The sequence below is a fragment of the Colwellia sp. BRX10-3 genome (assembly GCF_014077505.1).
In the GTDB taxonomy this organism is placed as follows: Bacteria; Pseudomonadota; Gammaproteobacteria; order Enterobacterales; family Alteromonadaceae; genus Cognaticolwellia.
Window position 1 is genome coordinate 766,354 of record NZ_JACGWA010000001.1, and the last position, 19,438, is coordinate 785,791.

The 19,438-nt window shown below is 38.9% G+C and carries 12 protein-coding genes and 1 riboswitch; of the genes, 6 read left to right on the forward strand and 6 right to left on the reverse strand.

Annotation, left to right across the window (positions count from 1 at the left end):
- Positions 1–7: 7 nt before the first annotated feature.
- The 4 genes from H4J38_RS03340 to H4J38_RS03355 form a co-directional block, all read right to left on the reverse strand.
- Complete coding sequence (locus H4J38_RS03340; protein WP_259365371.1) at positions 8–1,270, reverse strand: PLP-dependent decarboxylase; 1,263 nt, start codon at positions 1,268–1,270, stop codon at positions 8–10.
- 8 nt (positions 1,271–1,278) lie between these two features.
- Positions 1,279–2,028, reverse strand: a complete 750-nt coding sequence (locus tag H4J38_RS03345) for a 2,3,4,5-tetrahydropyridine-2,6-dicarboxylate N-succinyltransferase (protein WP_182129420.1) — start codon at positions 2,026–2,028, stop codon at positions 1,279–1,281.
- A complete protein-coding gene (dapA, locus tag H4J38_RS03350) occupies positions 2,025–3,035 on the reverse strand; it encodes a 4-hydroxy-tetrahydrodipicolinate synthase (protein ID WP_182129422.1) in 1,011 nt (336 codons plus the stop codon). Before dapA ends, H4J38_RS03345 begins: the two co-directional genes overlap by 4 nt.
- Before the next feature lie 80 nt (positions 3,036–3,115).
- A riboswitch (Lysine riboswitch) is annotated at positions 3,116–3,350 on the reverse strand.
- Between the two features lie 117 nt (positions 3,351–3,467).
- Positions 3,468–4,727, reverse strand: coding sequence for a DsbA family protein (locus H4J38_RS03355; RefSeq protein WP_182129424.1), 1,260 nt, complete (start codon positions 4,725–4,727; stop codon positions 3,468–3,470).
- Positions 4,728–5,014: 287 nt separating this feature from the next.
- Between H4J38_RS03355 and H4J38_RS03360 the strand changes: the two genes are divergently transcribed.
- The 3 genes from H4J38_RS03360 (at position 5,015) to arcA (ending at position 8,736) form a co-directional block, all read left to right on the forward strand.
- Complete coding sequence (locus H4J38_RS03360; protein ID WP_182129426.1) at positions 5,015–6,064, forward strand: methyltransferase; 1,050 nt, start codon at positions 5,015–5,017, stop codon at positions 6,062–6,064.
- An 86-nt stretch (positions 6,065–6,150) separates the two neighbouring features.
- Positions 6,151–7,764 carry a sensor histidine kinase gene (locus H4J38_RS03365; protein ID WP_182129428.1) on the forward strand — a complete coding sequence of 538 codons (1,614 nt, stop codon included), beginning with the start codon at positions 6,151–6,153 and terminating at the stop codon, positions 7,762–7,764.
- Between the two features lie 270 nt (positions 7,765–8,034).
- Positions 8,035–8,736 carry a two-component system response regulator ArcA gene (gene arcA / locus H4J38_RS03370; RefSeq protein WP_182129430.1) on the forward strand — a complete coding sequence of 234 codons (702 nt, stop codon included), beginning with the start codon at positions 8,035–8,037 and terminating at the stop codon, positions 8,734–8,736.
- Positions 8,737–8,789: 53 nt separating this feature from the next.
- Here the strand turns inward: arcA and H4J38_RS03375 are convergent, their stop codons facing one another.
- Positions 8,790–9,137, reverse strand: a complete 348-nt coding sequence (locus H4J38_RS03375) for an Hpt domain-containing protein (RefSeq protein WP_182129432.1) — start codon at positions 9,135–9,137, stop codon at positions 8,790–8,792.
- Between the two features lie 362 nt (positions 9,138–9,499).
- Here H4J38_RS03375 and folE2 point away from each other — a divergent pair, with 362 nt between their 5' ends.
- From folE2 to H4J38_RS03395, 3 genes are all read left to right on the forward strand, one after another.
- A complete protein-coding gene (gene folE2 / locus H4J38_RS03385) occupies positions 9,500–10,426 on the forward strand; it encodes a GTP cyclohydrolase FolE2 (protein WP_182129436.1) in 927 nt (308 codons plus the stop codon).
- 604 nt (positions 10,427–11,030) lie between these two features.
- Positions 11,031–15,491 carry a glutamate synthase large subunit gene (gene gltB, locus H4J38_RS03390; protein WP_182129438.1) on the forward strand — a complete coding sequence of 1,487 codons (4,461 nt, stop codon included), beginning with the start codon at positions 11,031–11,033 and terminating at the stop codon, positions 15,489–15,491.
- Positions 15,492–15,518: 27 nt separating this feature from the next.
- On the forward strand, positions 15,519–16,967 hold the full coding sequence (locus H4J38_RS03395) for an FAD-dependent oxidoreductase (RefSeq protein WP_182129440.1): 1,449 nt from the start codon (positions 15,519–15,521) through the stop codon (positions 16,965–16,967).
- A 67-nt stretch (positions 16,968–17,034) separates the two neighbouring features.
- Here the strand turns inward: H4J38_RS03395 and H4J38_RS03400 are convergent, their stop codons facing one another.
- Positions 17,035–19,242, reverse strand: coding sequence for a diguanylate cyclase (locus H4J38_RS03400; protein ID WP_182129442.1), 2,208 nt, complete (start codon positions 19,240–19,242; stop codon positions 17,035–17,037).
- Positions 19,243–19,438 lie beyond the last annotated feature (196 nt).

The window sequence follows — 19,438 nt, forward strand, 5'->3', positions numbered from 1 at the left end:
GACCACGTTAGCGTAAATACCAAGCAGCGGGCTGTGCTGCACGTATTTGCTCAATTTTACCTTGCTGCAAGACATATTCTGCCGCTATTTGATGACAAAGGAAAAATGGCATACTTTCGGTAAAGCCATATGCGCCGGCTAAACCAAATATTAATGGGTCATCAACCGCAACATCACTGGCAATCGCCAAGGTGCCCAATTTATCTAAACTGGTACACAATGGACCATGGAGATCAAAATAAACCGGGCTTGCTGATGATTCTCTGATCATAGCCACAGGAAATGGCTGTTCAGTAATTGCAGGACGAATTAAATGATTAATACCACCAGCGAGCACTAATTGTTGGTGTTGAAAATTTTCTTTACGGTCAACGACTGAGGTTACGTAATAGCCCATTTCTGCAACCGCAAAACGACCTAATTCCAACCAGAGCTCGCTAACGCCTGCCCGAGCTTTTATTTTTGCTAAGCTGGCAACAATTTGTTGCCAGCTTAAGCCTTGCCCTGTTTGCAGGTAATCAACACCTAGGCCACCACCTAAATCTAATACCTCTAAGGTCATTTCTAATTGTTCTGCCAAAGACAACAATGGCGTTACCATTTGTGACCAAAGCTCAAACATACGTTCATTGCTCAGCATATTTCCCCATTGGAAAATGTGTAAGCCATTGATATTCAGTGCAGGAAAATCGCTTACTTTTATAGTTTGCCACGCTTGGCAAGATAAACCAAAGGGCGTAACTTCATTACCACCTAAAGGGTTTTTTTCTCCTTCTTGCCACTGTAATTGCACTCGCAACAACACTTGCGGTTGGCAAGAAAGTTCACTAGCTGCTTGGTTAAGCCATTGTAACTGGTTCAAACTCTCTACCACAAAAGTACGCACACCTTGGGCCAGAAAAGCTTTTATTTGTCGCTTTGATTTAGCTGGACCCGTGTTAAGAATGCGATCTGCTTTAACATTTTGTGCTAATACTTGCGTTAATTCGCCCTGACTTGCCACATCAAAGTTAAATCCTTGCTGCGCTAAGGTTTGTATCACCCGCGATAATGGGTTTGCCTTAACAGCAAACCAAAGCTTAATAACGTCTTGTTTCATCAGCATTGCCAAGTGTTGCTCAAGATAGTCTAAATCGTAAAGAAAAAAACCTTCTTGATCTTGCTCAGCTTCAGCACTATTTTTCAGTACATCAGTGTGCTTAGCACATGCTTCAAGTACAGACGCCCTAAGCCAGTTTGGCCTAGGTGTATAATTTATCATTGCAGTCATTTTTGTTCCTAGCGCAGTACAGATTCAAGCTCTAAAGCGGCATTACTTTTTTCATCACGGTATTTAACAATTAGCGCACAAGCCATGCTAAGTCCTTGCTGCTCAGCCCAAGCCCCCGTAACCGGTCTTGTACCTGGTACAACTACAGCATTTTCAGGAATATCAGCACCTTTTTCCAATATCACATTATTTACACAGTCATAAACAGGTACCGATGCCGACAACGAAACACCCGGTGCTAATACCGCGCCCTTTTTCACTACAATACCTTCAACAATAATAACGCCAGCACTTAAGAAGGCATTATCTTCAATGATCACCGGACTAGCACCAATAGGTTCAAGCACACCACCAATTTGCACCGCAGCAGAAACATGGACATTTTTGCCTATTTGCGCGCACGATCCAATCAATGCATGGCTATCAATCATAGTGCCACTATCAACAAAAGCGCCAACATTAATATAGGCTGGTGGCATTATAATAACGCCCGGTGCTACATAAGCACCACGACGAACCGATGAACCACCAGGTACCATCCTAACTTTATCAGCAACCGTAAACTCTCGCGCAGGCAAATTATGTTTATCAACAAAGCCTTGGTAAATACCATCAAATTCGATATTTTCTCCGGCTTTAAATGCCGCTAAAATGGCTTGTTTTACTGACGTGTTAACTTGCCAAGTACCCTTGCTATTTTGTTCTGCTGCACGAACTTTACCGGTTTCTAAGTCTGTTAATGTTTGCTGCCAAGTCATTGATTTATTTCTCGTAAGTTAGTTGTTGCTAAAGATTGGGTGGCTACCGCATTGAAAAAGCTATCTGAAGCATGATGCTGAGCTAAGAGATTGCTACTGTTATTTTCTAGCCATTGTTGAATTTGTTGATGGATATCGTGTAAGCCGTGTTGGGCTGAAATCTCTTCTTCACATAGGGGTAAACGAAGTTTTGAAGAGCTAATGGTTTTCAGTTCAGCCATTAAAACTTTTACTGGGATTGGGCTAGCCACTTGAAATAATGCCGATATCGCCTTATGCCAGAGCGGAAAAAGTCCATCATGTTGATGAGATAATGCCATAGCGACATATTGTCTGGTTGCTTCTGGCCAAACGTTAGCGCAAACAGACACTAAACCTTTCACCCCTGCACTAGCAAGATAAGGCATCATGGCATCTTCACCACTATACAAGTCAACATTCGGGCAATGTTGACGATAGGCTAGCAGTTTATTGAGATCGCCACTCGCCTCTTTAAGTGCCCAACAGTTTTTATGATTTTGCACTTCTTGCAAGGTTGAAAGTGAAATTTCAACACCCGTGCGCGAAGGTACGTTATAAAGCATGCAAGGAAAGTGTGCGACATCGAGTAAGCTTTTAAACCAAATCGTTTGCCCTGTTGGGCCCGGTTTGGCGTAAATTGGGCTGGCAAGTAAGAAGGCATCTATTGATAACTTATTACATTTTTCTATCCAGACAAGTTGCTCGTTGAGGTTATAACCCCCAACGGCAACCATGATGGGCACCTTAAAAGACATAGCACAGACATATTCAACAATGCTTAAATGCTCTTGCGCGGTTAACGCTAAACCTTCACCCGTGCTACCCAGTAATAAAATGCCATTGTTGGCGGAATTTTGTTGTAAAACTAGCTGACGTAAACTGCTGTAATCAATTGCACCATCATCAAATAATGGCGTGATCAAAGCAGTCCAAACCAATGGTAGGTCTGTGATGGAATGATTTTCTATCGATTTTTTTTGATTCATTTCTCTCGAACTCATGTCGTTCGGAGAACTTTTAGGCGCTTGTGCAGACAAAATTTCTAGGACGAAATTTGGCCTTTACAAAGGCCAGAAGCTCTCCACCTAATAGGTGACAGTTGCAAGGATTCAACCTAATACCAATCAGACTAATCTGTTTGGTATAGCGCTTAATTGTTATTTATTAACAACTAAGCTTTAACAACCGGCAATAGTATTATCAAAAATACCATTGCCTCGGCGTTATACCCCCTCATTATTGCTCATTAGAGTTTGATCTCTTCACAATAATTACCTGGTTAACGCTCCTCTTCTGGCCCTTTATTAGCGGTGATTAATGTCTTACGATTAATCTCACTGGAATAAGGGACGACGATATTAAAACATTTAAATATAAGCATAGTCAATAGACGGCTAAACTGCTATTGAAATTTAAAGCTAACCTATTGATTTTAAATTTTTTATTTCTTCTTCTAATAATGGGATTCGATCTTGCCCCCAATAGCAGCATTCGCCATAGCTGAAACAGGGCACGCCCCATAAGTCTAACTTGGTTAAATCAACTTGATTGGTATCTGCCCATTGTTGCCAGTCATGCTGCAGCTGATAAGCATTCGCAGCTTCAATATCTAAGGCTAAGTTTTTCATTAAATCATCAATATTGTTAGCCTTCGACAAATCGATACCATCAACATAAATCGCTCGAAAACACGCTAAAATATACTCTGTAGCCTTACCTTGTTGTTGTGCCCAGGCAAATAAACGATAGGCATTAATAACGCCGCTACCTAATGGATCTACAAAACCATTAAATTCAATACCAAGTTTTTTAGCTTCGCGTATAGCATCAAGATAAATATACTTTTGTTTTACAATCGGAATAGAGGCTCCGCGCATTAATAAAGGCAATATGGGTTTAATCACCAATTCGATTTGATTGCGCTCAGCTAAACTAATAGCTTGAACAAATCCCAAATAAGAATAGGGACTGCGCAAAGAGATATAAATTACCAAAGGCTCTGACTTTGCAGTAGTTGTGTTGGTGGTGTTAATAGCGGTATTAATATCAGTAACTGCATTGCTGATAATCGATGAAATATCACTTGTTTCTAGCTGAATATTTGATTTCAACTCTTCACTCACATTATCCACTAAAGCAAATTTTTGTAGCATATTTTCAAAATGATATAACCGGTCAACGCCAACGAACCAATCGCCAGCAAAGAAAATATTTGCCGGAGCATAATGGCCTTTTGCTTGCAAGCGCGTTTGATTTTTAACTTGATGATTAATGGTAGGTGTCGATGTTTGAAAGTGCTCAGTGTACTGATTACCCCATGTGTTTATAAATACCTGCTCTGCATTTTCAATGTTATTTACCAGCAGTTGCCATGTTTGCTGACCTGTCGCTAACAAGGCCAATGAGGGCTTTTCAGTAATCTTGACTAATTGATTTTGCTGAGCAATTAGATTGGCGTCTTTAATCGCCCATTGTCGGTAAAGTTTTGGGCTAATGGTAACGCCTGGTAAAGTACCCCATATAAAAAGCACTTTAAAATCAATTTGATAGTTTTTTGCTAAACGTGACAACATTTGCACTAACATAAAACTATGCGGGTCATTGAGTGAAAGATAAACTTCGGCTTGGGCTTTTTTACCCAAAAAGCGACCAACCATAAAATAGCGAAAGATCAACATTCCTGATCTAAATTGGCTATGTAGCCATTTTATTTTTAGTCGCAATAACATTTTATTAAAAATAGTTAATTCCCTGTGGACTAATATGATGGCGAGATAATTTTATTCGCGTAGAATACGCGGCATTATGACATATTAATAAAATATCTATTAATGAATTATCACTAAGTTGCTTAATTCATTATGACAAGTTTTTTATAAAACAACTACGGCTCACATATGTATGAAATTCATACGAATACGTTACTTGAAATCAGTAAAATTTAGCGTAATAACAGGTACTTTACATGGCAATAAATAACATTAACCAATTATTGATCCGCAATATTGAGGCATTATCAGCTACAAGACCTCTTTTGGTTAATATCGAAGATCAAGGGTTTATTTCCCAGTATCTCTCGCAACACAGCGCTGCTAACATTGATAGTTACCACACAAATTATGCTGAATACAAAACTTGCCAGCAAATACAAAATGCCCGTGTGAATGCACATTTTTGTGTTGAGTATGTAGCCAAGACTAAGCATGACATGGCTATTATCCATTTTCCAAAAAGTAAGGCTGAGTTTAGTTTTACCCTAGAAATGCTTGCCGAGTCGATGACAGAGAATGCAACCCTAGTTATTGTTGGGGAAAATAAAGGTGGAGTAAAGTCGGCCGAAAAGCTCGGCATTGACTACCTAGAATATTGCAATAAAGTTGACTCCGCGCGCCATTGCTTAATGTTTATTGGCGAATACAAAACCACTCTTCCTCGCTTTGAACTGCAAAAATTCTATAAACATTACCAAATACAGGTGCAAGAAAAAACACTAGAAATTGCCGCATTACCCGGCGTATTTAGCCAAAACGCACTAGATACAGGCACAGAAATTTTATTAGCGCACTTACCGGATATTATGGCAGGTAAAGTTTTAGATTTTGGCTGTGGTGCTGGCGTTATTGCCGCTTATATAGGCACAGTTTACCCTCAAACAAAATTAACTTTGGTAGATGTTAGTGCTTTAGCATTGCATTCAGCCCAAACAACATTAAGTTTAAATAAGTTATCTGGTGAATTAATTGCGTCAAATAGCTTATCTGATGTTCGAGAACGCTACGATTTTGTTATCTCCAATCCGCCGTTCCATCAAGGCGTAAAAACTCATTATGCCGCTACTGAGCAATTTTTAGCTGATATCAAGCAAAATTTAGCCCGCAACGGCTGTATTACCATTGTCGCCAACAGTTTTTTGAAATACTTGCCAATAATGCAAGAAGCTATCGGCAAAACAAAAACATTAGCAATTAAAAAAGGTTTTGCTGTTTATCAGTGTTATCTTAATAACAAAGATTAAATAATAACTAAGACAAAATGATTGTTCAAAGCCATAAGATTTTCTACAATCATTTTATAGTCACAATTAATTGAGTTAAGTATTGTATGCCAACAATCCAGCCTACTTGGTCTATTCGTCGCATTTGCCTGATCTCGATCATTGGTGCTTTCACCTTGTTAGCTATATTAAGTCTCTCAGTAATCAGCCAACAATTTAGTAAAAATGACAATAACAGTGAAGTAATTAAAATAAAGCACTGGGCTAATGTTTTGACAGACCAAAGCCTAAGCTATTTAATTAATTCAGAACGACTGGCGTTAGAGGATAATTTTTCACTACCTGAGCACATTCCTAATTTAAATTTCATACATATTTATCAATCAGTTGACGAAAATGAAAATCTCAAACTTTTTTATAGTTACAAGCGTAATCAGCAACGCGCAGGTATTTCAGAAAAATCGAAAGAAATAGCTAATTTACAAACACCAAAGTTTAGAGAGAAATATCTTGAGTACATACAGCCAATTAGAGTAAAACAAAAAACAGTTGGCTATATTTATCTCCAGACCAGCATCGAACATATAACACAGATCACAGATAAAATATTAATCACCAGCTTCATTCTTGTTCTCATGGTATTCCTTATTGCCATTTTTATAGCTTTACAACTTGAACGCTATATTAGCGCGCCATTTTTAGCTTTATCTAACACAGTTCAAATTGCTGCAAGACAAAGAAACTTCAAACAAAAATGCCAAGCTATGCCATACCGAGAAGCAGACATTTTAGCGCGTAATATTAATATTTTATTTGCTCGTATGGAAAAGCGTATTTCACAATTAGACTCAGCAGAGCAGGAAAGCCTAGAGCACTCACAAGAATTAGAAAATAAAATTAATAAGCGTACCGAAGCACTAAAAGAGTCTAACCAAGAATTGCTTTCTACCTTAGAAAAGCTTCATCAATTTCAAAGCCAACTGGTTGAAAGTGAAAAAATGGCCTCGCTAGGAGATATGGTTGCAGGCGTAGCTCATGAAGTAAATACGCCGATAGGCCTTGGAGTAACAGCCTCGACACTATTGGCGGATAGATTAGACGAAATTAAAAATGCTTTCGATAATAAAACATTAAAGTCGAGTCAGTTAAAAAAGTTTTTGCAAGACGGTTGCGAGAATATTGCCATTATCTATCGCAATCTAAATCGTGCGGCCGATCTGATATCCAGCTTTAAAAAAGTAGCAGTAGACCAATCAAGTGAAGACCTTCGCACTTTCGACGTTAAGGAGCTTTTAAGAGAGGTTTTACTCACCCTAAGGCCACAACTACAAAGTTTGCCTTATATTATTGATATTGATTGCCCTAATGCTTTAATGATTAACAGTAAACCAGGGCCTATTAATCAAATTCTTATTAATTTGATTATGAACTCAATCATTCATGGTTTTGAAGGCAAAGATCATGGTCGAATTTCAATAACTGTTATGCCGCTGAGCAACCAACTTAACATCCTCTTTAAAGATGACGGTCTTGGGGTTGATGAATCAATAAAGCATAAAGTTTTTGAACCGTTTACCACTACAAAACGTGGTGAAGGTGGCAGTGGTTTAGGCTTACACTTAGTTTACAATTTAGTCACCCAAGCACTCGGGGGCTCAATAGTGTTAAGCAGTGAGTTAGGTCATGGTGCAAGCATTGAAATTAACTTTCCTATTAACTAGATTATTGACTGACCTTTAGCTAAATTTGACCTTGAAAGATCAACAATGTGCTAGCACTGATTCGGTTCTGCGTAGCCTGTATTCAAAGAGCGATAAAATGGCATAATTATCATGCTATTGATTGTTTTTTAACTAGAGCTTCTATACCATTAGCCAATATTTATTAGTCTAGATATAGACTATAATTGCAAGGTAACTGTCTGGAGCTAACTTAAAGCAACCGGATTAATAATTAAAAAAAATTAAACCACACAGAACTGGACAATTAACATGCAAAAACCTCATATATTAATAGTAGAAGACGAGGACGTCACACGCTTTAATCTACGTAATCTATTTGAAGCAGAAGGCTATCAAGTGGCAGAAGCAATAGACGGTGATAGCATGGAAAGCGCACTAAAAAACAACCTGATCAACTTAGTGATTATGGATATTAATTTACCTGGAAAAAACGGTTTATTATTAGCACGAGAATTAACCCGTAACAAAGACTTAGGCTTAATTTTTCTCACGGGTCGCGATAGTGATATTGACAAAATTTTGGGCTTAGAAATTGGTGCTGACGATTATTTAACTAAACCGTTTAATCCACGAGAACTGACTATTCGCGCTCGTAATATATTAAACCGTATGTCTGCGAGCAATATAGAAAACAACGACGCTCTTATCAGTTTTAATCAGTGGTCTCTAGATGGTAATGCACGAAAAATGACGACGCCAGACAATAGAGAAATATCAATTCCGCGTGGTGAATATCGTGCACTGCGCTTACTTATTGCTAATGCAGGGCAAATTGTTACTCGCCAGCAATTAATAAAAGAAATGACTGGCCGAGATTTACGTTCGAATGACCGCACAGTTGATGTCACTATTCGTCGCTTACGTAAACATTTTGAGTCAGTAGAAAGTTCGCCAGAGTTGATCAACACTATTCATGGTGAAGGTTATCGCTTTATTGGTCAGGTAGATTAAAAAAACCTTCGCAGAAAGAATCCTTCATCTACTTATTTTTTTAACCATTCAGGCTATTGCTCAGCAAGCCATTGTTGAAATTCAGCGATAGCTTGTTGGTTTAACAACCTTAGTGCTTGCAGGTGCTGATTTTTAGTTTCAGAATCTTCAGTTGATTTTTCTAACACGATAAGTTTTTGATGTACTTGGCTTAATCCAGCACTGGCTGCCGCCCCTTTCATTTTATGACACTGTTCCTGCCACGACTTTTGATCATCATCAACCACTGCACTATTAATAGCCAGTAAATACAATGCAGACTGCTGTATATATAAGTCCAACATTTGTTGTATAACCGCTAGGTCTAATGCTTCTAAATAACCCTTAATTAAGGTTAAGTCTATGTGTTGTGATGATGGCATGAAGTTTCCTTAGCGACTGCAAATTTTTGCTAGGTCGAATTCTGGTTGACCGTTCTATTGTTAACAGTAAACAAGATGACAACCAAGTATTTATACTCAGTTTATAGCAGATATTAAATACAACTACCATATACTAGAACAATATCAACATCGCTGTTACAAACATTGCTATTGGTGGGTATTTCGTTCAAAATAGCCGCCTTTTTCAGGGTCACTGCATTATATTCCACTTTTACAATATTGATGGGATTTGTAGAAACTATCACGATTTTTACGATAGTGATGCCAATTATAATTTTACTACGTACTGAAGTTACCATAGATAGCCCTTTACGTAGTGCACAGCGAATAGCGGAGTCAAAATGCCAACATTAATGCCTGATATAGCAAATCACACCACAGCACAAACTGAGGGTACTTTGGATTGGGTCGGCATGAGCAACATTGAAATGCCTATCATGGTTGCCTCTAAAGGCCAATCAGAACGTATGGTTTCAGCCTACGTAGATGCGTTTGTCAACCTTAAAGAGCCACAAGCCAAAGGCATTCACATGTCGCGCTTATATTTACTCCTTGATGAATTATCAAACTCAAATGTTTTAAATCACCAAAGCTTAGTAACTTTACTAGACGGTTTTATCAGTAGTCACCAAGAACTAAGTGATAATGCCAAAGTTAAATTTAGTTTTGATTATCATCTGCGTCGTAAATCGCTTATCAGTGGCAAACAAGGCTGGAAAGCTTATCCTGTTACCGTTACCGGACGTTTAAATAAAGGTAAACTCGATATCGAGCTTTCTCTCGATGTGCGTTACTCTTCAACTTGTCCATGTTCAGCAGCATTAGCTCGTCAATTAATCCAACAAGCCTTTAAAGAAAAGTTTGTTGACCCTGCTAACGTTGATTTAGCCGCCGTGCACGAATGGCTTGGTACAACAGAAGGTATTGTGGCAACACCACATAGCCAACGTTCTGTTGCTGAAATTAAAGTTAAACTAAATAGTGCTACCACTGAGTTCCCGATCACTGATCTTGTCGACTTAATTGAAAACTCACTTAAAACACCAGTTCAAGCGGCAGTAAAACGTGAAGACGAACAAGAGTTTGCTCGTTTAAATGGTCAAAATTTAATGTTTTGTGAAGATGCGGCTCGCCGTTTACAACACACCATGAATGCATCTGAACAATTTGATGACTTTTGGTTACGCATTAATCATTTAGAATCTTTACATGCTCATGATGCTGTAAGTGTAACCACTAAAGGTATTGTTGATGGCTACAAAGCTTAATCAAATAACTTAAGCTTGAACAAGTAACAATCTCTAGTTATTTTTAAATAGCTGGGGATTTTTTTTGCCCCTTTTTATCCATAGTATTCAATATCTCAGATATATAATAATACTTATCCTGATATATCCATATCTGCAAAAATAAGTGCTGATGCCACAATGTGAAATAAGTATAGCTTTAACTTGCTACGATTTACGTCCTATACTTAACTATCACTAATACGCTATAAAAAGCCCTCCCCACCAATTATAATGCTGAATAAATAGTGAATATAAAATATTATAAGCATTAGCTCCTTTATAACTGAATAATGTAATAAAATTACATAAATTAAAGTGGTAATTTATTATTGCAGCTTATTCACCTTAAAATTGCATAATTGATAACATAAAGAGCGCACTTATCAGACTAATTTCTACTTCCCATTAATAATCACGTAAAAAAGTTACGAGCATTTACTCTATTCTGATTGACGTATCAATTGTAAATGTTTAATGTAAGGGGTTCCTCGGTACGAATTTCGGATTATTTATGCACTTTTTGTATGACTTTATTCCACTCTCATCAAACCAAACTACCGAGGCCTTTATTTAGGAGAAGATAATGCAACTTTACGATCATAAATATCAAAAAGACAATTGTGGCTTTGGTCTAATTGCCCATCAGCACGGCGAGACCAGTCATAAACTCGTAAAGACTGCCATTCAAGCACTAGACCGTATGCAGCATCGAGGTGGCATTGCTGCCGATGGTAAAACCGGTGACGGTTGCGGTTTGTTAATGCAAAAGCCAGACAGTTTTTTTCGCGCTGTTGCTGAAGAAAATAACTGGCAGTTAGGCCGAAAATACGCCGTTGGTATGGTTTTTCTCAATCCAGATCCTATTCAAGCAAATGCTAGTAAAAAAATTCTAGAAGAAGAATTAGCACGTGAAACACTTACCTTAGTAGGTTGGAGAATAGTGCCTACAGATACCAGCACATTAGGTGACATTGCTAAAGGTAATTTACCTGGTATAGAGCAAGTTTTTGTTGATGCGCCTTCAGGTTGGCGTAACCGAGATCTTGAGCGTCGACTATATATGGCGAGACGACGTGCTGAAAAGCGTATCACTGATGAACGCTTTTATGTAGCAAGCTTGTCGTGCTTAGTCACAATTTACAAAGGTTTAATGATGCCGGTAGATTTACCAAATTTTTATTTGGATCTAGCCGATATTCGTATGCAAACCGCTATTTGCCTATTCCATCAACGTTTCTCAACCAATACATCTCCTGAATGGCATTTAGCACAACCTTTCCGTTATTTAGCACACAATGGTGAAATTAATACCATTAAAGGTAATCGTCAATGGAGCCGCGCGCGCGCGCACGGTTTTAGATCACCGTTACTACCAGATTTACAAGATGCTGCACCTTTTGTTAATGAAAGCGGCTCTGACTCTTCGTCATTAGACAACATGCTTGAACTATTTATGGCTGGTGGCATGGACCTTTACCGCGGCATGCGACTATTAATGCCACCTGCTTGGCAAAGTAATCCTTTGATGGATGATGACCTAAAAGCTTTTTATGAATTTAACTCTATGCATATGGAGCCTTGGGATGGTCCTGCAGGGGTTGTTGTTACTAATGGCCGTCACGTTTCTTGTAACTTAGACCGCAATGGCTTGCGACCTGCTCGTTATGTTATCACCCGAGATGGTTTTATTACCTTAGCTTCTGAAGTGGGTATTTGGGATTATGGCGAAGATGAAGTCATCGAAAAAGGCCGTGTAGGTCCAGGCGAAATGCTAGCCATTGATACTTACACCGGTAAAATTTATAACTCGAATGCTATCGACAATGAGTTAAAAGTTCGCCATCCCTACCGTGAATGGTTAGACAATAATATTCGTCGTTTAATCCCTTTCGATCAATTAGATGCCAGCCTGATTGGCCAACGGATTTTTAGTGATCAAGAAATCGCTCAATACCATAAAATGTTTAACTACAGCTACGAAGAAATACATCAAGTTGTAAAAGCATTAGCAGAAAACGCGCAAGAAGCGACAGGTTCGATGGGCGATGACACGCCAATGGCCGTATTATCAAGTCAGCCGCGCTCACTTTATGATTACTTCCGTCAACAATTTGCCCAAGTAACCAATCCACCTATTGATCCATTACGTGAACGCTATGTTATGTCATTAGGCACTTGTATTGGCCGTGAACATAATGTTTTCAATGAAACTACGGGCCATGCTGATCGTATTTTATTTGCTACGCCGGTATTAATGTATACCGGATTAAAGCAATTACGTGAGCTTGACCCTGAGCATTACCGTTCAGACACCCTCACCTTGAACTATGATCAGGCGGAAGGTTTAGAAGCTGCAGTGTTACGCTTGTGTGATGAAGCAGAAACCTTAGTAAGAGATAAAAACACCGTTATATTAGTGTTGTCAGATCGCAAGATTCAAAAAGGTATGTTACCTATTCCAGCGGCAATGGCGGTTGGTGCTGTACAAAAACGTTTAGTCGATAAACATTTACGCTGTGATTCAAACATTATTGTTGAAACCGCTTCGGTACGTGATTCACATCAATTTGCGGTATTGTTCGGCTTAGGTGCGACGGCAATTTACCCTTTCTTAGCTTATGATACGATTGAGCAACTGGTTGAACAAAATCAAATTGACCTGACTGCCCGACAAGCCGTGGTAAATTATCGTGAAGGTATCAATAAAGGTCTATTGAAGATCTTATCAAAAATGGGTATTTCTACCATCGCAAGCTATCGTTGTGCTGGACTATTTGAAGTTATCGGTCTAAATCGTAACATCATGGACCTTTGTTTCCCAGATTTGCCAAGCCGTATTCAAGGCGCTGATTTTGTAGACATCGAACAAGACAATATTAACCTTGCTCGCAAAGCCTTTATGCCGCATCAAAAAATGAGTCATGGTGGCTTACTAAAATACGTACATGGTGGTGAATATCACGCTTATAACCCTGATGTTGTTAGCACGTTACAAGCAGCGGTGCGCAGCGGTGAGTATAGTGATTACAGAATCTTTGCTGACCACGTTAACAAACGTCCAGCCGCCGCATTACGGGATCTATTAGCCCTAAAAGACGATCAAACAGCGATTGATATCTCAGCTGTTGAAGCCGACACCGAACTATTTAAACGCTTTGACAGCGCTGCTATGTCTATTGGCGCGTTAAGTCCTGAAGCACATGAAGCACTTGCTATTGCCATGAATCGCTTAGGTGGTTTTTCTAACTCTGGTGAAGGTGGAGAAGACGAACGCCGTTTTGGAACGGTAAAAAATTCACGTATTAAGCAAATTGCTTCAGGACGTTTTGGCGTTACACCTTACTATTTAGTAAATGCCGATGTGCTGCAAATTAAGGTAGCACAGGGCGCAAAACCCGGTGAAGGTGGCCAATTACCAGGCGATAAAGTTACTCCTTTGATTGCAAAACTACGTTTTTCAGTACCTGGTGTTACCTTAATATCACCTCCTCCGCATCACGATATTTATTCGATTGAAGATTTGGCACAACTGATTTTCGACCTAAAACAAGTTAATCCCAAAGCAGTTATTTCAGTAAAACTTGTGTCGGGACCAGGTGTTGGCACTATCGCCTCTGGTGTTGCAAAAGCCTATGCTGACTTTATTACTATTTCTGGTTATGACGGTGGCACAGGTGCCAGTCCATTAACCTCAGTTAAGTATGCGGGTTGCCCATGGGAACTTGGTTTAGCTGAAGCCCATCAATCATTAGTAACAAACGGTTTACGTCATAAGGTTCGCTTACAAGTAGATGGTGGTCTAAAGACTGGATTGGATATTGTTAAAGCGGCTATTTTAGGTGCAGAAAGCTTCGGTTTTGGTACCGCTCCTATGGTGACTCTAGGTTGTAAATTCCTCCGTATTTGTCATTTAAATAACTGTGCTACAGGTGTTGCAACACAAGATGAAGTACTGCGCGAACAATTCTTTAAAGGTTTGCCTGATCAAGTCATGAATTATTTTAAATTTATAGCTCAAGATGTTCGTGAAATTTTAGCTAGTTTAGGTGTAGAAAGCTTAACGGCTATTATTGGTCGCACAGATTTGTTTGTACCTTTAGCGGGTATCACCGCAAAGCAACAAAAGCTAGATTTACGCCCTATAATTGCACCCGTTGTTGCTGGTGACGATACCGCATTACATCAAACGGATACTAATGAGCCTTTTGATAAAGGTGAGTTAAATCAGCGTTTACTAGCGCTAGTTTCAGACGCTATTGCTCACAGTACCGGTGGTGAATACCGTTTAACTATTCAAAACACAGATCGTTCTGTAGGTGCTTCTTTATCTGGTGAAATTGCTCGTAAACATGGCGATCAAGGCATGGCAGCAAACCCAGTTAAAGTATTTTTAAATGGTACTGCAGGTCAAAGTTTTGGTGTATGGAACGCCGGTGGCTTAGAAATGACGCTAACAGGTGACGCCAACGACTATGTTGGCAAAGGTATGGCCGGTGGTAAATTAACTATCAAGCCACCAAAAGGTGTTGAATATTTAAGCCATAAAACCATGATTATGGGTAATACTTGTTTGTACGGAGCAACCGGCGGCAAGCTTTACGGTTGTGGTCGTGCAGGTGAGCGTTTCGCTGTAAGAAATTCTGGCTGTCATGCCGTTATTGAAGGTACGGGTGATCATGCCTGTGAATATATGACCGGCGGCATTGTTGCCATTTTAGGTCAAGTTGGGGTTAATTTCGGTGCTGGTATGACCGGCGGTTTCGCTTATGTTTTAGATGAGCAAGACGATTTGGCCATACGCCTTAACAATGAATCAATTGAAATGTTAGCGATAGATGAACTTAATATCCATCAAGAACATTTACGTGGCATTATCAACCAGCACTTAGATGAAACAGGCAGCTTAAGGGCAGAAGAAATTTTGAATAATTTTGCCACATACGCACCACTATTTAAGTTGATTAAGCCAAAGGCCATTGATGTTAAAACCCTTTTGGGACATCGCAGCCGTTCATCTGCAGAACTTCGTGTTCAGGCACAATAATGAGAACACGAGTGGAGAAGCTAACTCATGAGTAAAAATATTTATCAATTTATCGATGTTAAACGCATCGATCCGCCGAAAAAAGCGATAGAACAGCGCAAGATAAATTTTGTCGAAATTTATCAACCTTTGAGTGAAGATCAAAGTGAAGGCCAAGCCGATCGTTGCCTAGATTGTGGTAACCCTTATTGTGAATGGAAGTGCCCTGTGCATAATTACATTCCACAATGGTTAGAGCTGGTGACTGAAGGTAAAATAATGGAGGCTGCTGACCTTTGTCATGAAACCAATAGTTTGCCTGAAATGTGTGGCCGTGTGTGTCCACAAGACAGGCTTTGTGAGTCAGCTTGTACCCTCAATGATGACTTTGGTGCTGTCACTATCGGTAATATTGAAAAATACATTACCGATACCGCTATAGCTCAAGGTTGGAAACCTGATTTATCTCAAGTTATTGCTACCGGAAAACGTGTTGCTATTATTGGCGCAGGTCCTGCCGGCATAGCTTGTGCCGATGTATTAACAAGAAACGGCGTTGAAGCCGTTGTGTTTGATAAGCACGCTCAAATTGGTGGTTTGCTGACCTTTGGGATTCCATCTTTTAAACTAGAAAAAGATGTTATCCAAACTCGTAGAGAAATTCTTGAAGGTATGGGTATTGAGTTTCGATTAAATATCAATGTGGGTGTCGATATAAGTTTTGCTGATATCAGTAATGAATTTGACGCGGTATTTTTAGCCCTTGGTACGTATACCGATATGACAGGTGGTTTTGAGCATGAATCTGCACCAGGCGTTTACAACGCCCTAGACTTTTTGATTGCAAACACCCAGAAATTAATGAAACTTTCACAAGAAGATGGCAATGCAAACGCCAAACCTTATGTTAATTTTTCAGGTAAAAAGGTCGTAGTACTCGGTGGTGGTGATACCGCGATGGACTGTGTACGTAGCTCTATTCGCCAAGGTGCCACTGAAGTTACTTGTGCTTATCGCCGCGACCAAGCCAATATGCCGGGTTCGCCACGCGAAGTACAAAATGCTAAAGAAGAAGGTGTAGATTTCCAGTTTAATATTCAGCCTATTGATATTGCGACTGACGATAACGGCTCAGCTTGTGGTGTTAAATTTATCAAAACACAACTGGGTGCGCCAGATGCTAAAGGTAGACGCAACCCAGAAGCTATTGCAGGCTCTGAGTTCATCATGCCTGCTGATGCCGTGGTTATTGCTTTTGGCTTTATGCCAAGCCCACCACAATGGATGAAAGATGCTGGTGTAGAAGTTGATGCTAGAGGTCGTGTAATTGCTGCCGACAATACCAGCTTTGCATTACAAACTTCTAAGGAAAATATATTTGCTGGCGGTGATATGGTGCTAGGTTCAGACCTTGTAGTTACCGCTATAGACCAAGGTCGAAAAGCCGCTATTGGCATTCTAGATTTTGTTTTAACCGCTCAAGAAAAAGAAGCATAAACTTGTATAGCTCACTTTAAAATGCGGTCTACCGTATTTTAAAGTGATATTTATAATAACACCGAGCTTAACTCTTACTCACGCTAGCTAAGTGATTTGTTGATAATTGATTGCGGCCATTGTTTTTTGCTTCATATAATTGTTCATCTGCGAGCCGGATCCAATCATCAATGTTTCCAGAAAATTTAGCATTCGCGGTTACAGCACCAATTGAAATAGTAACACCAATAAAGTGGTGAGCATCATAAGGGAAGCAGTGTTGCACTATTTCTTCACGCAACTCTTCAAGCTTTTTCAACACACCATTTTGTTCATCATATTGCGCAACAACAATAAACTCTTCACCGCCAAAACGGGCAACAATATCACTACGACGATCAAATTTGCGTTGCATCGCTTCACCAACAAATTTTAAGCAGTTATCACCCATTAAATGACCATGCTCATCATTAAGTTTTTTAAAGTGATCTAAATCTAACATTGCTACTACCATAGCAGCATTATTTCGCGATAGTATCGATTGTAATTCGCTAAATTTGTTTGCCAGATAACGACGATTATACAAACCTGTTAAGCTATCTTTACTGGCTAATGCTTTCAGCGCTTTATTCGCTTTATTCAGCTCTTTAGTTCGTTTTTCTACTTTTTCTTCTAAAATAAATTGATGCTTAAGTAAACGTTCTTTCGATTGTTGTAATTCATTATATAAGGTTAAAAATTCACTAGGGGCATCATCATAAGGAATAGCTTTATAGCCTTCTTTAACATCGCCATGAGCAAGTTCTTTTAAAGCGAAGGCTAAGGGTTTATTTAAAGTATTAGCAATTTGGTTTGCTAATAAAACCACTAAAATAAAGATTAAGAATAACGAGAGAAAAATGGTTAAATATTGCTGTTCAATTAACTTTAATATTTGACTATGTTCAATTAATACAAATATTTTCCAGCCATTTTTTAACTCTATTTTGCGGTATAAATAACGTTCTCTACTCGATCCTTGAGACTCAATCCTCATTAATTGCGGTGTAATATCTACATGTTCTAAAACGTAATTAAATTTCGACAACTTAGTCACAGCTAAAGTAGATTCTGCATAGATAACATTGTCATTTTCATCGGTTAATACAACTTCAATCTCTCGATCGTTCGCAGAAAAACTATTAACGTTTTCAAATAGGTTTAAGTTTAAAGACCCTTCAACTACCCCTGTCGGTTTATCATTATTTTTAAGATAAATTGGGGCACTAATGGCAATAATAGGATCAGCGCCAAACCCTCTACCCAAGAAAACGGGAGAAACGTAAATAGATTGATTAAAAAATGCTTCCGTAAAATAAGCTCTGTCTTCGACACTTACAGCATTTTTAGTTATATTTTTCATTAAAGAGAACGGTGAAGAAGCCACTATATTCGCCTCTTTATTAGCTATCAACATAGTTATAAAACCTGGGTACAGCTGATGAACTCTAACTAACGCATCGTTGTAACTACTTGGCTCAATAGCAGATAATTCATTAGCTATTTGTGCAACAGCTTTTTTGTGGTCATCAACATAGTTATCTACTATACGGCCTAAATATTGGCTACTTATATCAAGCTTATCTTCAATTTGTTTTTGTTGTATATCATTTAAATTACGACTTAAAAACAAGCAAACGCCAATCACAAAAAAAGCAGACATAATCCATAAAATATAGTGTAAATATTGCTTAAGATTTTTTACTAGCCGAGGTTGCTGTGTCTTTACCCAACCATTGAGTTTATCACTGAAAACAAAAATCAAGATCACGGCCAAAGCGGTATAAAAAACTGCATTGATACTTTGCTTAAATAGCGAAAACAATAAGTATCCTTGTGACTCTGCCGTATTAAACCAAATTAACACCGCGGTTAGTGGCATACCGATAATAAGCCAATATAAAAAGTCTGCTGTTGGCAAATACCAGCCACGACCCCGCATATAGGAAACAAAAAGTGCTTCACAGCCGAAGGTTATAAAACCAAAAGGGTGGCCCCAAATAATGAACAACGGCGCGACACAAATCAACGCACATAATAGTGTTAATGCAGGACGAAGATAAGCAGCGGCAAGAATAAACGCCAGATTACCAATCACTAAAGAAACGCTAAAGGCAAGCTCAATAGGGTAACTATTGAGCAATGCGCCAAACAAGCCTAAAGCTATGGCTAATATGATAGCGCGTGTTTGGTTAGCTTTGGTCTCAACGATGTCTTCGTCAAGTTTTAGCGCAATCTTAATAGGCGCGATAGCCATATATTATGTACCACTTCAATCGTTATTAAATTACTATGATGTAAGCTGCATAATTAAGGCTACATTACCTACAGTAAAGTCATTTTTATCAGCCGTAGAAATTGATGAGTATTTGAATAATATTCATCTAGCGATTGTTTATAGTGCATTAAATACAAAAGCCCTGTCAATATAATTGCAGGGCTTTGTGACAAAC